At 63.7% G+C, this 13,437-nt stretch carries 12 protein-coding genes; 2 read left to right on the forward strand and 10 right to left on the reverse strand.

Annotated features, from left to right (window positions below; translation table 11 throughout):
* Positions 1-50: 50 nt before the first annotated feature.
* Both D8Y22_RS08055 and D8Y22_RS08060 read left to right on the forward strand, forming a co-directional pair.
* On the forward strand, positions 51-2,009 hold the full coding sequence (locus D8Y22_RS08055) for a 3-hydroxyacyl-CoA dehydrogenase/enoyl-CoA hydratase family protein (protein ID WP_141464201.1): 1,959 nt from the start codon (positions 51-53) through the stop codon (positions 2,007-2,009).
* 3 nt (positions 2,010-2,012) lie between these two features.
* Complete coding sequence (locus D8Y22_RS08060) at positions 2,013-2,471, forward strand: PaaI family thioesterase (protein ID WP_141464202.1); 459 nt, start codon at positions 2,013-2,015, stop codon at positions 2,469-2,471.
* Positions 2,472-2,531: 60 nt separating this feature from the next.
* Here D8Y22_RS08060 and D8Y22_RS08065 read toward each other — a convergent pair whose 3' ends face one another.
* The 10 genes from D8Y22_RS08065 to D8Y22_RS08110 form a co-directional block, all read right to left on the reverse strand.
* Positions 2,532-3,077 (reverse strand): winged helix-turn-helix domain-containing protein, encoded by a 546-nt coding sequence (locus D8Y22_RS08065; protein WP_141464203.1) that lies wholly within the window; start codon positions 3,075-3,077, stop codon positions 2,532-2,534.
* 476 nt (positions 3,078-3,553) lie between these two features.
* A complete protein-coding gene (locus D8Y22_RS08070) occupies positions 3,554-6,439 on the reverse strand; it encodes an ATP-dependent helicase (RefSeq protein WP_141464204.1) in 2,886 nt (961 codons plus the stop codon).
* Between the two features lie 186 nt (positions 6,440-6,625).
* Positions 6,626-8,104: a sensor histidine kinase gene (locus tag D8Y22_RS08075; protein WP_217350872.1), complete on the reverse strand. Its 1,479-nt coding sequence runs from the start codon at positions 8,102-8,104 to the stop codon at positions 6,626-6,628.
* Between the two features lie 125 nt (positions 8,105-8,229).
* Positions 8,230-8,964: a 3,4-dihydroxy-2-butanone-4-phosphate synthase gene (gene ribB, locus D8Y22_RS08080; RefSeq protein ID WP_141464206.1), complete on the reverse strand. Its 735-nt coding sequence runs from the start codon at positions 8,962-8,964 to the stop codon at positions 8,230-8,232.
* Positions 8,961-9,668 carry a DUF120 domain-containing protein gene (locus D8Y22_RS08085; protein ID WP_141464207.1) on the reverse strand — a complete coding sequence of 236 codons (708 nt, stop codon included), beginning with the start codon at positions 9,666-9,668 and terminating at the stop codon, positions 8,961-8,963. The genes ribB and D8Y22_RS08085 overlap by 4 nt, the downstream gene beginning before the upstream one ends.
* 138 nt (positions 9,669-9,806) lie before the next feature.
* Positions 9,807-10,619 carry a DICT sensory domain-containing protein gene (locus D8Y22_RS08090; protein WP_141464208.1) on the reverse strand — a complete coding sequence of 271 codons (813 nt, stop codon included), beginning with the start codon at positions 10,617-10,619 and terminating at the stop codon, positions 9,807-9,809.
* 134 nt (positions 10,620-10,753) lie between these two features.
* Positions 10,754-11,734: a 4-demethylwyosine synthase TYW1 gene (gene twy1 / locus D8Y22_RS08095; protein WP_141464209.1), complete on the reverse strand. Its 981-nt coding sequence runs from the start codon at positions 11,732-11,734 to the stop codon at positions 10,754-10,756.
* A gap of 93 nt (positions 11,735-11,827) precedes the next feature.
* Positions 11,828-12,121, reverse strand: coding sequence for a hypothetical protein (locus tag D8Y22_RS08100; protein WP_141464210.1), 294 nt, complete (start codon positions 12,119-12,121; stop codon positions 11,828-11,830).
* 93 nt (positions 12,122-12,214) lie between these two features.
* Complete coding sequence (locus D8Y22_RS08105) at positions 12,215-12,634, reverse strand: acyl-CoA thioesterase (RefSeq protein WP_141464211.1); 420 nt, start codon at positions 12,632-12,634, stop codon at positions 12,215-12,217.
* A gap of 77 nt (positions 12,635-12,711) precedes the next feature.
* Positions 12,712-13,395: an HAD-IIB family hydrolase gene (locus D8Y22_RS08110; protein WP_141464212.1), complete on the reverse strand. Its 684-nt coding sequence runs from the start codon at positions 13,393-13,395 to the stop codon at positions 12,712-12,714.
* Between the last annotated feature and the right edge of the window lie 42 nt (positions 13,396-13,437).

Below are 13,437 nucleotides of genomic sequence, written 5' to 3' on the forward strand. Positions count from 1 at the left end.
TGCTAATTTGTGTCGGTGGTATTAAGACAGTCCCGACAGACATCACGACCATGTCACTCGACAGCATCGACCGCGTTGCTGTACTCGGCGCAGGGAACATGGGCCACGGGATCACCGAAGTCACCGCGATGGCCGGCTTCGACGTCACCATGCGGGACATCAAAGACGAGTTCGTCGAGGACGGCTACGAGCAGATCGCCTGGAGCCTCGAGAAACTCGAGGAGAAAGACCGCCTCAACGAGTCGGCCGACGAGATCCTGGGTCGGATCGAGACGACGACCGACCTCGAGGCTGCCGTCGAAGACGCCGATCTCGTCGTCGAGGCCGCCCCCGAGAACCTCGAATTGAAACACGATATCTTCACGGATCTCGAGACGTACTGCGACGAGGATACGCTGCTGGCGACCAACACCTCGAGTCTGCCGATTTCAGATATCGCGGAGGTCGTCGATACGTCCGAGCGCGTGCTGGGACTGCACTTTTTCAACCCGCCGGTAAAGATGGACTTAGTCGAGGTCATCTACGGCGAGGACACCAGCGACGAGGCGGCCGAGGCCGGCTACGAGTGGGTCGAGTCGATCGACAAGACGCCGATCTACGTGCGCAAGGACGTCCGCGGCTTCGTCGTCAACACCATCGTCGGTCCCTTCGGCGGCGAGGCGGCTTGGATGATCTCCGAGGGCGAATCGACGGTTCGCGAGGCCGACGCTACGATGGCCCACGAACGGGGCTACCCGATGGGGCCGTTCGAACTGGCCGATCTGACCGGCATCGACGTCGGCTACCACGTCCGCAAGGAGGCCGGCGATCCCGTGCCGCCGATCACCGAAGAGAAAGTCGAGGCCGAGGAACTCGGTCAGAAGACCGGCAAGGGCTTCTACGACTACGAGGACGGCGACGGCGCGGACTACGGCCCCGACGACGCCGGCGACTTCGACTGGCTGCGTATCGAGGCCCGCATGATCAACCGCGCGGCCTTCCTCGTCGGCGACGGCGTCGCTACACCCGAGGAAGTCGACACCGGCGTCCAACTCGGCCTTGGCTTCCCCGAAGGCATCTGCCGGCGGGCCGACAAGATCGGCCTCGACACCGTCCTCGAGAAACTCGAGACGATGCAGGCGGAGACCGGTGCCGACCGTTTCGGCCCACATCCCTACCTCGTCGAGCTCGTCGAGGAGGGCAAGACCGGGACGGAAGCCGGCGAAGGGTTCTACGAGTACGATAGCGACGACGGCGAGCTCGATTCCTATCACGACCTCAACGTCACGCTCGAAGACGAGGTCTTGCAGATCGAACTCGATCGCCCCTCTCGCATGAACGCCCTCTCGCAAGGCCTCCTCGAGGAACTCGACGATCTGCTCTCGACGGTCGATACCGACGAGGTCCGCTGTGTCACCATCGAGGGCGCGGGCGACCGCGCGTTCTCCGCCGGTGCCGACATCACCAGCTTCTCGAGTGCGGAGCCGACCGATCTGATGGACGTCACGCCGGCCTTCGAGACGGTCAACGACTTCGAGCGACCTGTCCTCGCGAAGATCGACGGCTTCTGTCTCGGTGGCGGGCTCGAGCTCGCGCTGGCCTGTGATCTACGGATCGCGACCGAACGCTCCTCCTTTGGCGCGCCAGAGATCGATCTCGGCCTGATCCCCGGCGGCGGCGGCACCCAGCGACTCACCCGCATCCTCGGCGAGACCCGTGCGAAAGAACTGGTCTTCCGGGGCAACCACATCGACGCCGATCGCGCCCAGGAGTGGGGACTCATCAACCGCGCCGTCGACCGCGACGCGTTCGAGGAGACGATCGACGAGTGGGTCGACGACCTCGCTTCCGGGCCGCCGATCGGGCTGAAGGTTGCCAAGAAAGTGATGAACGAGGGCCAAGACGCCAGCATCGACGCCGCCATCGCGATGGAGAGCCAGGGCTTTGGCCTCCTTTCGAGTACGGACGACGTGATGGAAGGCGCAATGGCTTTTGCGGAGGATCGAGAACCCGAGTTCGAGGGTTCGTAAGGAATGGACGAGGAGTCGACCGACGGCGACGCGTGGCCAACCTGGGGATCGTTCGTCGAACGCCACGGGTATCTCTCGTGGCTCGGCGTCGAGGCCGAACACCTAGAGCACGGCCGCGCCGTTATCACGATCGAGCGCGACGAGGAGTTCGAGAATCCGATCGGCAACGACGGCTACGATCCCATCCACGGCGGGATCGTCGCGACGTTGATCGACACCTCGAGTGCCTTCGCGCTCCGGACGACCTTCGACGATCCCGACGCGGTCGGGTTGACGACGACGGATCTCAACGTCTCGTATCTGCGGCCGGCGATGGGTGATCTCCGGGCCGAGGCGGAAGTGCTTCGCGTCGGCGGGACGACCGGCGTCACCGAGGTGTCGATCGAGGGTGCTGCCGGCGAGGCCGCGGTCGGTCGAACCACCTACAAACTGTTCCGCCCGGAAACCGATCCGGACGGCTGATACGCACGTCTGTCGCCGTAGTAGCGTGGCGGTGAGGGCACTCAGTCGATTGCCGTCGTCCTAGTCGGTCGTTTCGTCGCGCAAATCCTCGTAGATCTGCGGGTCGGTCTGGAACTTGAGGACGTTGTGGATCGCCGAATTTCGCAGGTTCGCGATCACGTCGCCGTGTTCCTTGTAGCAGTTGTGGATCCACTGGGAAGCCTGTCGTCGAGATCGAAACATCATCACCGTCTTCCACTGGTATTCTCCATCGGAGAGGAAGAAAAAGAGGGTGTGTGCGTCCTCCTTGATGAATTCCATCGCGTCTCGCCAGTTGTCGGCGAAGTTCTCGGCGTTGAACTTGAACTCGAACAGCGAGAAGATGTAGTAGTCCTCGTTCGGGATGATCGCCTCCCGAAACACGCCCTCGTTTCGCATCCGTCGGATCGACTCGCTGACGGTGACGTGCGAGACATCGATGTCGTAGTTCCGTTTGAGGACGTCGGTGAGTTCCCGCGAGGAGAGCTGTGGATCGCTCGAGAGCTCACAGAGAATCGCGATATCTCTGTCTTTGAAGTCCCAGTTCGGTTCGTCGTCGTCCAGATGCCAGTATTCGTCGTCGGTCATACGTTCGTCCGATCCCTCCGCGACCGACCGTTCCGTATCGTCATTGCAGATGTCGACACACCGTGTGACATCCCGTCCGTTCGCGCTGCCGGTATCACCGAGCAGCCCACGTCAGTACCACTCGCTTGCAGTCCCTTGCCAACCATACCCATCCATTCGCTTCCAACAGTAAGTGGGTTTGGGATCGTGTTCTACCGATGTTAACTCGTCTCGAGGGGTCGCTGGCGGGATTCATCGGGCTTCCCGTCGGCGTGCATCGTTTCCCGGTGACCAACCGAGAGACAGTGCCACAAACAGGATTCGAAACCGTCGGTTGCCGACGATAATTCGTCTCAGTTTCCGTGCCACCCAAACGGAGACGACGGCAGCGCTACCCAGTTACGGCGGTTCAGCTCATACGGATTATTGTAACGATGTACCGGCGCACCCGCCGCCCGGGTCGCGGGTGCGCCGGAACTGACTGACAGTAAACCCCATCATTCCTCGAGCGGACGTGGCGACCCCGATGGGCCGTCGATCGATTCGAGGACGTGCTCGTGAAACGCCTGCAATGCGGCGCTTTCGTCCTCGGCCAGCACGACGTCGCTGGCCGACAGTGTCGCCAGGCCGAACGCACGCGGTGTCGGCGACTCGAGACGGTGGCGTTCGACGCGGATCTCGCCGTCGCCGAGTCGGTCGACGATCGTCTCGAGTGCGTCGACGGCGAGTTTGTCCTCGAGCAACTCGCGGTAGGTCTCCTCGATGACGGCGAAGTTCTCGAGATCCTCGGCGAAGCCGAGTAGCATCTCGCTGGAGACCTGCTGTTCGCTCGCGGATTTCTCGTAGCCCTTGTAGCGTTTGAGGATGAGCAGCGAGCGGGTCGCGTTGATCCGGAAGTATCGCTGGAGGAGGTCGGTCCCAGCGAGGGCTGCCCGAAGGTCGGATCGGACCCGATCGGGATCGAGGTCCGCGAGGATGCCCTCGAGGTCGATCTTTCGGTTCAGCGGCATCGAGAGCACGAAGCCGTTGTCGGCGACGGCGACGGTGACGTTGGCGGTCGCGGCCTGGGCACAGTGGTAGGCAAGCAGCCGCGAGAAGCCGTCGTTGAACCGCCGACCGTAGTTCGAGTGGACGTAGTAGTGGCGTTTGTACTCCTCGCGGTCGCGGACGATTTCGATCGCGAGGCGGTCGTCGGTGCTGAGACTCCCGGCGCCGGCGTAGCGACACTGGTGGTCGTACAGCCGCGCGATGGCCCGCACGCTGTCGTCGTCGAGGGGAAACTCCCGGAGCCACGCACGGACTCGCGGCGGGCCACCGGTTTCGTAGTGTGCGAGCAGGTCGCGCTGGAAGGCGAGGATCTCACGGCCCAGATCGTCGGAGAGGGGGAGCCGTTCGGAGTACCAGGAGGGTACCGTCGGCTGGGCGCTCGTGCGGTCGACGTAGAGCTTCGAGCCGCGGCGATACTGGTACTCGAGGTGATCGCCCCCGAGGACGAAGACGTCGCCTTTCTCGAGCGTATCGAGGTAGTCCTCGTCGAGTTGGCCGACCCACTCGTCGCTCGCGCGGGTGTAGACGTCGCAGGTGAACGAGTCGGGAATGGTCCCGATGTTGGTCATGTAGATCACCCGCGCCAGCCGGCCGCGCTTGCCGATCAGCGGCTTGCCGACGGGATACTCCTCGTAGTGATGCTGGCCGCTTGGAGGATCGTTCTCGTCACACCAGATCTTCGCGTAGACGTTTTTCTCCTCTAAGCCGGCGTATTCGGCGGTGAGATAGCGTCGAAGCGACGCCCAGTGACCCTCGTCGTAGTCGCGGTAGGGATACGCCCGCCGCAGAATATCTACCACGGTCGACTCCGGGCGAATCTCGGCGATCGCCATCCCGTAGACGTGCTGGGCGGCGACGTCCTGTGCGTTCTCGGGAATCGAGACGGAATCGACGAACCCCTCCTCGGCCTTCTGCAACATGACCGCACACTCGAGCAGTTCGTCGCGGTCCAGCGCGATTACCCGGCCCGTGACGGTCTGGCCAACGCGGTGGCCCGCCCGGCCGATCCGCTGGAGCAGGGCCGCGACGGATTTGGGCGAGCCCACCTGGACGACGAGATCGACGTGGGGCATGTCGATCCCCAACTCGAGGCTCGTCGAGGTGGTGACGACCTCGAGACTGCCGTCCTTGAGCCGTCCTTCGACGTCCTGGCGAACCTCCTTCGAGAGGCTGCCGTGGTGACACGCGGCGTTGTCTTCGTCGTAGGCGTCGAAGCGATCTCGAAGGTTGTGGAGGACGCGTTCGGCCCCCGAACGGGTGTTCGTAAAGACGAGCGTGTTGGTGTGGGCCTGTACGTGGTCGTGTAACTGCTGATAAAAGCGGTCCTGGACGACGTCGCGGGGCGTGTTGATCAGGTCGTCGGTCGGACACTCGAGTTCGACGTCGAATTCGCGGGCGAAGCGAGCGTCGACGATATCGTACTCGCGGGCCTGTCCGCCCGGCGCGTCGCGACCGACCAGAAACTCCGCGACCTCCGAAAGCGGCTCGATCGTCGCCGAACAGCCGATTCTGGTGATCTCCTGATCGGCAAGCGCCGCGAGTCGCTCGAGGCTGACCGAGAGATGCGTTCCTCGTTTGCCGGCCGCCAGCGAGTGGATTTCGTCGACGATGACGTACTCGACGGTTCGTAGTTTCTCCCGGAACTTCGGCGAGTTGAGGAGGATCGCGAGCGTTTCGGGCGTCGTATTGAGGATGTGGGGCGTCTCCTCGAGCATCCGCTGGCGCTCGCTCGAGGGGGTGTCGCCGTGGCGAATGGCGTGACGGATCTCGCCCATCTCCCGGTCGTCTTCGCTTACGGCGTCCCCGCTCGCGCCATCCGCGGCCCGTAGCGCCGCGCCATCCGCGGCCCGTAGCGCCGCGCCATCCGCGGCCCGTAGCGCCGCGCCATCCGCGGCCCGTAGCGCCGCGCCATCCTCGACGATCGACTCGATCCCCTCGAGTGGCACCTCGAGGTTGCGGTGGATGTCGTTGGCCAGGGACTTCAGCGGTGAGACGTACAGACAGTAGACGGAATTTTCGAGGCCGTCGGGGTCGTCGCGGCTGCGCCGGTAGAGTTCGTTGATGATCGAACAGAAACTGGCCAGCGTCTTTCCCGACCCCGTCGGCGCAGCGATCAGCGTGTTCGTCCTCTCGTGGACGTTCGGGATCGCACCTCGCTGTGGCGGCGTGAAGAACCCGTCGTTTTCGGGCACGAACTCGCCGAATTCCTCGAGCCACCACGCCTGGACTGCGGGCTCGAGCAACTCGAAGACGTCGCCGTCCTCGATCGTCACGTCCGCAGGATCGAACGGCACCGACTCGGCGACCGACGACTCGAGGACCTCGCGCCCGTCCATGTCCACGTCTGGGCGACTGGTGCCTAAGAGGGTTTGGACGCCACGGTGAAAGTGAAACGTGCCACCGAACGCTCGCGCCGTCGTCGAGTTATACGGTTTACTGTCATACGGTTTACTGTAAGTCATTTCCGGCGCACCCGCGACCCGGGCGGCGGTTGCGTCGGTACATCGTTACAGTAATCCGTATTAGTCGTCTGGGAATTCGACGCCCGTGATCTCGAATCGCGCACCGCCGTCGCTGCTCTCCGTGATCGTGAGCTCCCAGCCGTGGGCGTCGGCGATTTCGTCGACGATCGCCAGTCCGAGTCCGGTCCCGGTCGGATTGCTCGTCACTCCGGGCTCGAGGATGTCTTCGCGTTTGTCCTCGGGGATGCCCGGCCCGTCGTCTTCGATCGCGAAGCCGTTCTCGAGGTCGGTGGCGCGGACGGTAACGTCTTTGCCACCGTGATCGATCGCGTTGCCGAGGAAGTTCTCGAGGACGTGTTGCAGGCAGTTGCGATCGGCCGCGATGGTGCAGTCGGTATCGACCTCGAGCGTCGCCGCCGTCGGTGCCACCGTCGCCCAGGCGCGTTCGACGGCCGCCTCGAGTTTGATTGGGGTCTCCGATCTGCGCATGTCACCACCGCGTGCCCACGTCGAGAGTTGGTCGATGATCGTCTCGATCCGGTCGTGGGCGTCTCGGACATGCTCGAGTTCGGTGAGTTCGTCGTCGATGGTTTCGTCGACGAGTTCGAGATAGCCGGTCGCCGTCGTCAAAGGCGTATGGAGGTCGTGCGTGACGAATCGGACGAAGTTGTCGAGTCGCTCGTTCTGGCGTTCGAGTGCCTGTCGGCGTTTGATTCGCTCGATCGCGGTGAGCATCGTGGTCCCGAGTAACTCGACGCGATTGCGATCGGTTTCGTCGAACTGGTCGCACTCGGTTGCGACGGCCTGAAAGATGCCCCACTCACCGATGGGAACGGTAAGAGCCGATCTGATCGTCTCCTTGGCCGGTTTCCCGCGATCGGACTGCCTGGCATCGTCGGTGATCTCCGGGTCTTTCGTCTGAAAGACGTGGCCGGCGACGCCTTCGTCGGTACCGAACGGGCGGTCGCCGACCTCGACCGGTCCGTGCTCCGAGATGGCGACGATTTCGAAGACATCGTCGTCGCTGGCCGGTGCAGCAAGCGTACACCAGTCGAATCCGAGGATGGTGACCGCAGTGTCGATCGTGATCTGATAACATTCCTCGATCGAGTGGGCACTGTAGAGGTCGTTCGCCGCGTCGTGGAGTCGCTCGAGGTCGTGCTCTCGACTCTTGTGTGCGGTGATCTCTCGGATCGTGATCACGTGGGTCTCGGACGAGCTGTCGGGTGTGTCGACACCGGCAGCCTCGAGCCACACCGATTCGTCATCGCGGCGTCGAAACTCGATGCGCCGAGAGGCCGCGTCCGGACCGGTGACGAGCGCATCGAACGATCGTCTCACTCGGTCGCGGTCGATCGCTGCGACGTACTCGAAGGCTGTGTTCCCGACGAGGTCGGCCGGCGCGACGTCGAGATGCCGTTCGACCGCACCAGTGGCGTACTGGATACGCCCCTGGTCGTCGAGAACGAGCACGGCATCGGGCAGTCGCTCGAGCAGGCTCGACAGCGCTACCGATGTCTCGGCGTCACTTGCGGGCACCGAGCTGTCCGTGGATTTCGAGTGATCGATAGCTGAAGTCACCAGAGTGTCACTATTAGAGTTATTGGCCAATCGTTCGGCCGCACTCGCGGGAACGCCCCGACGCAATCACCTCTCGATCGTCGTTAGCCGAGTCGCTCGAGGACGTCGCGACCCTCGAGGTAGACGAAATCGTGGCGAGTGGCATACGCGCGGGCGTCGGTCGGGGTCAGCGCTTTCCCAGTATCGTCGTCTAACATCTCACAGACGACGGCTGCCGGCGGCAGGTTTGCGGCCGCCGCGAGCGCGACGCCGAGTTCGGTGTGGCCCTCGCGCTGTGCGAGCAGATCGGGGGCGGCTTTCAACACGTGGACGTGACCGGGGGTTCGAAACTCCGTCGCAAAGTCGACGGCGTCGGGAGCGCCGGCAGCCTTGCCGAGCGCTTGGATGGTCCGCGATCGGTCCGCGTCGGTGATCCCGGTGTAGGTATCCCGATGGTTGACCGTCAGCGAGAACGACGACCGTTCGTCGTAGCCAAGGTCGTGGTCATCCGCAGCGGGGTGGTCCACCGTTTCCGAGTAGAACGGGAGGTCGAACGCCTCGGCGATGTCGTAGCCGAGTGCAGCACAGATGAGCCCACCGGCATCGTTTCGCATCCGAGCGACGGCATCGGCCGTGACCGCATCCGCGTGATAGATCAGATCCGTCTCACCTTCCCGGTCGGCCGCGTCGTGAACCAGGATCGGCTCGCCGGCTCGCAACGCCTCGAGTGCGTCGTCGACGCTGTCGCCGGCGGTCGAGCCGTCGACATCCGTTCGAGCCGTCGTACTCGCTCTCTCGGTGTCGTGACCGGCCTGGGTCCGGGTGTGGTTGCCGGTCATTCGCGATCACCCACCGACACCGTGACGTGATCGTCGTCCTCGAGACCGAGTTCGTCGCGCAGTTTGACCGGCGCGATAACCTCGAGCTGGTCGTCGTCGTGGTGAGTTCGTTCGGGTGCGATCGTGTGGGCGTTCTCGTAGCTCCGACCGTCGGCCGTCTCGATCGTCGCGGCGTAACAGACCGCCGGACCGTAGGTTCGGTCCTCGTCTTCCCAGCCGTCGATCGGTACCGGCTCGAGCGCGGAGATCGCACCCCGACGGCGCACGCTGTCCTCGCGAAGTTCGACGTTCAGCGTGCCGGGAAACGGCTCGTAGCCGAGACGATCCTCGAACTGGCATTTGTACCCCGGCAAGGAGATGTAGTGGCGACCCTCGCCCATCCCGCTGGTGACGATTCCCTCGAGGTCGACCTCGGCGTCGGTCTCGAAGATGCGACGGTAGTCCTCGTACTCGGCGTGGAGGGCGTGTTCGCCGTCGTCGGTGATCGCGACCCACTGGCCATCACTGACGGTGTCGCGCTCGAGCAAGGCTGCGCTCTCGAGCCGTTGGAGGCGACGCGAGGCGGTCTGATTCGAGGCGTCGAGTCGATCCGCGAGGTGAGAACAGGAGATTTTGACGTCGCCCTCGAGCCCGCCCTCGAGTGCGAGCAGCTTGAGCACGGCGAGTTCGTCGTAGCCGATGGCGGCGTCCGCTGTCGCTGACATACCAACGTGTATTGTGGGCTCCCTCAAAAGCGTATCGAATATGGCATGCGTAACGAGAATGTGATGCTGGCGTCGAGCGCGCGTTCGATACTCGGTCGTTGGGAGCCCGAAAGAAAAACCCTCCGAACGCGGAATGCATCACAGTGTTGTGACGATCCGGTCTTCGATCGCGTCGACACAGTCCGGATCGAAGGTAAAGAACCCATCCCAGATGCGGGGCTCGGTTTCGAGACAGACGAGCGCGCCGGCGTCGGTCGTCTCGATACCGGCAGGTGGATTGTAGACGACGAACCAGGAATTTCGGTACGTCCGGCTCGAGCCCGCATGAACCGTCATCTCGAGATCGGGAACGGATCCGTCGTCGATACCGTAGACGTGGACGTCGAGATCCGTCTCCTCGAGTTGCTCGTACACCCGTCTGGTCCCGATCTCGTCGTCGATGCGAGAGAGGTGCTGAAACGCGGACCGTACCGTTCCGGTTCCGTGCTCCCACGCCAACTGTTCGATGTATCGCGACAGCAAAATCAACAGCAGTTTCTCCTTGTGTGCGAGCGGATACCCACGGAGCCGGAGTCTCGTACCCTCGAGACCGGCGAGTACGTCGGGGAGCGAGGTGTCGCCGAGCCTACGGGCCCCGGTGACGAACAGATCGGAGTTGATCGCGAGCAACGAGTCGTACAGCGCCGCCATCGACGAAGCTGCTACGGGTTGGCCGTCCTCGAGCAGGACGGCAAGATCCTCCTCGACGGCAGCCTCAGGATCAACGGCGTCCTCGAGAGTGGGTGGGAGATCGGTCGCAGTGAGGTCGGCGTCGACGGCGGTCTCGATGTCGGGGACGCCGTCGAACGCCTCCTCGAGCAGCCCCGCGACCGGGCCCGGGGCGTCGTCGGCAACGACCGCGACGGTGTGGTCGGGACCCTCGACCGACTCGAGGAGTGAACGCAAACTCACGCTGGAGATGTAGTCGGCTACAGTCCTTAAACGTTCTCGCCGACGGGCGGATTATACGGACTGCTGTACCGATTGACCGGCCCACCGCCAGCCCGAGTCGCAGCCGTGCTGGTGCCGACGTACAGCGGTCCGTATCAGTCGCCGGCCACCGAATCTTGCGCCCAGAACTCGCTGTCTTTCTTCAGTTTGGGGACCCAGGTATCGCGAGTCTTCGAGAGCAACGCGACGCGGGAGGCCGGGACATCCTTACACTCCGTAAAGTCGGGCATGTACTCGGCGATCGATTCGGCGAAATCGACGACCTCATCGTGGTCGGGCATCGAGGAGCGGTCGAGTCGCCCTCGAGAGTGCCCGACGTGCATGTAGGCCTTCAACTCGACGAAGTCGGGATCGGCCTGCTGGTAGAAGCCGGCGTACCAGTCGGGGTGGTGCATGTTCTCGCCTTTGACGAGCGTCGTCCGCAGGACCGTGCGGGTCTCGTCTTTCTCGGCGAGGATGTCCATCGTCTCGAGGAGGTTGTCCCAGGCGTCGTCTTCCATCGCTTTGACGACCTGATCGAAGGTGTGGCGCTCGGGAGCGTCGACGCTGACGTAGAGCTGGGTCGGATCGCAGTCGGCGAGCATCTCCGGACGCGTGCCGTTCGAGACGAGGAAGGTTGTGATGTTGCGGTCGTGGAAAGCATCGATCAGTTCGGGTAGATAGGGATAAAGCGTCGGTTCGCCGTCTAAGGAGATTGCGACATGGCGCGGTTCCATCGCCTCGTCGAATGCCTCGCGGGGGACCTTCTCGTTGCCGCCGAAACCGGAGAGCAGTTTCTTCTGTAACTCGATCGAGGCGTCGACGACGGCCTCTGGGTTGTCCCATTCGACATCGTCCATCTCGTAGGCGTGACCCTGATGATCGCGCCAGCAAAAGACACAGCGCTCGTTACAGCGTACGACCGGCGTCATCTGGATGCAGCGATGGGATTCGATCCCATAGTAGATGTTCTTGTAACACTTGCCCTCGCCGCGCAAGGCGTTGGCCGTCCAGCCGCAGGTCTGGGCCGCCGTATGATTCTCGCTGTGGTAGTCCGGCGAGCCGACCTGTTGTGGGCTCTCCTCGGAATCACTCATTAGCTAGTGGAGGGGGCTTCGACGACAAAAACGTCCGGTTCGACGCCGCCCGCGAGGATCGCGAGTCCAGTTGACCTGTCGCGACAACTCGAGTTACTCCCGATGAGGAAGCGTCCCGGGTTCGGCATCCTCGTCGTCCTCTCTGGCGATTTCGCGTTCGAACCCGTAGAGGACGAGCCCGGTATTCGCGGTCATGATGACGCCCGTGGTCGGCACCTCAGCGAACAGATAGAGCCCGATGCCGACGCCGAAGGCCCCGGCCGCGACCGCCGCCCACAACATCGGCCTCGAGACATCGACTCGAGTCGCGTCCCAGTAGATCCCGCCGAAGATGGCGACCGTCGTCGCGACGCCGAGAACCCCGATCACGGTTGCCAGGTCGACCATACCGATGGTGGGTAGAGCAAGGCCAAAAGCGTTCTGCGACGGCGTAGTGGGTACTGTCGTCGAGTACGGACCAACCCACGACGGGCTGGGAGCCTACAGGCCCTCCCACTCGGTGATCGCCGTTCGCCACGCCTCGGGAATTGGGGCCGACTCCCCGGTCTCGGGATCCGTATTGATCTGTACCGTCTCGGCGGTGGCTGCGACCGTCGGCTCGGCCTCGTCGGGATCGGCCGCGCGAACCTCGTACTCCATCGGAACGCTCGAGGTGCCGAGTTCGGGGACCCGAACCGCGACGGTGACGGTCTGATCGCGGGTGATCTCGTTTCGGTACTCCACGTGTAAGTCCGCGATAACCGTATCGAGCGTCTCGAAGGGAACGCCGACGACCTCGTCGTAGTAGCTCCCACGGGCTTCCTCGAGATACCTGACGTAGGGCACGTTGTTCACGTGGCCCAGCGTGTCGAGGTCACCGAACCGGACGTCGATGGTCGTCTCGAAGTCGAATTCGCTCATGGACTGTCGTTCGACGAGCGCGGTTGTAAGTGGTGTGGACGGCTCGATCGGGAGCCAGCAGCGCCACCGCCGACGGGTCACGCGGTCCCGCGAACGCGCTCGAGCGCGGCGAGCGTGCCGTCGGCGTGGGCGTCTGCGAGCACCTCGTCGGCCGCGTTTTTCGCCGACGTGTCCGCGTTTGCGACCGCGAAGCTTCGGCCAACGGTCTCGAACGTCGAAACGTCGTTGACCGAGTCGCCGACCGCGACGCAGTCGGCGGGATCGAAGCCGACGTGCTCGGCGATCGTCTCGAGGGCGTCGCCTTTGTTCGGCGTCGTATCCTTCACGTGATAGGCGTAGCCGGTATCGACGACCTCGAGGCCGTGGTCGGCGGCGATTTCTCGAAGCGGTTCGATCGGCTGCTCGAGATCGACGGCGATCTCGGTCTCGCGCCAGCGGTTGACGGTGTCTTCCTCGCCCCAGCCCAGCGAGTAGCCGGCTTCGCGGTAGGCCTCGGCGACGGCCTGGGCGGCGGCGCGGTCGGCGGTGTAGTAGACGTCGTCGCCCGTGTAGACGACGCCGCCGTTTTCGGCGACGACGAGTTCCGGAATACCAGCGAAGTGACAGAGCGCGACGGGATAGGGAAAGGCCTTCCCGGTGGCGATCACGACGGGGGCCTCCCACGCGCGGATCGGATCGAAGATTCGCGGGTCGATCCCCCACGCGTCGGGGCGGGTCAACGTGCCGTCGATGTCGAGCACGAGCGGCGGATCGGCGGTCATATCGAGAGACCACTGTGGCCGACGGTAAAACTCGTCTGGTCC

This window comes from Salinadaptatus halalkaliphilus (assembly GCF_006543045.1).
GTDB lineage: Archaea > Halobacteriota > Halobacteria > Halobacteriales > Natrialbaceae > Salinadaptatus > Salinadaptatus halalkaliphilus.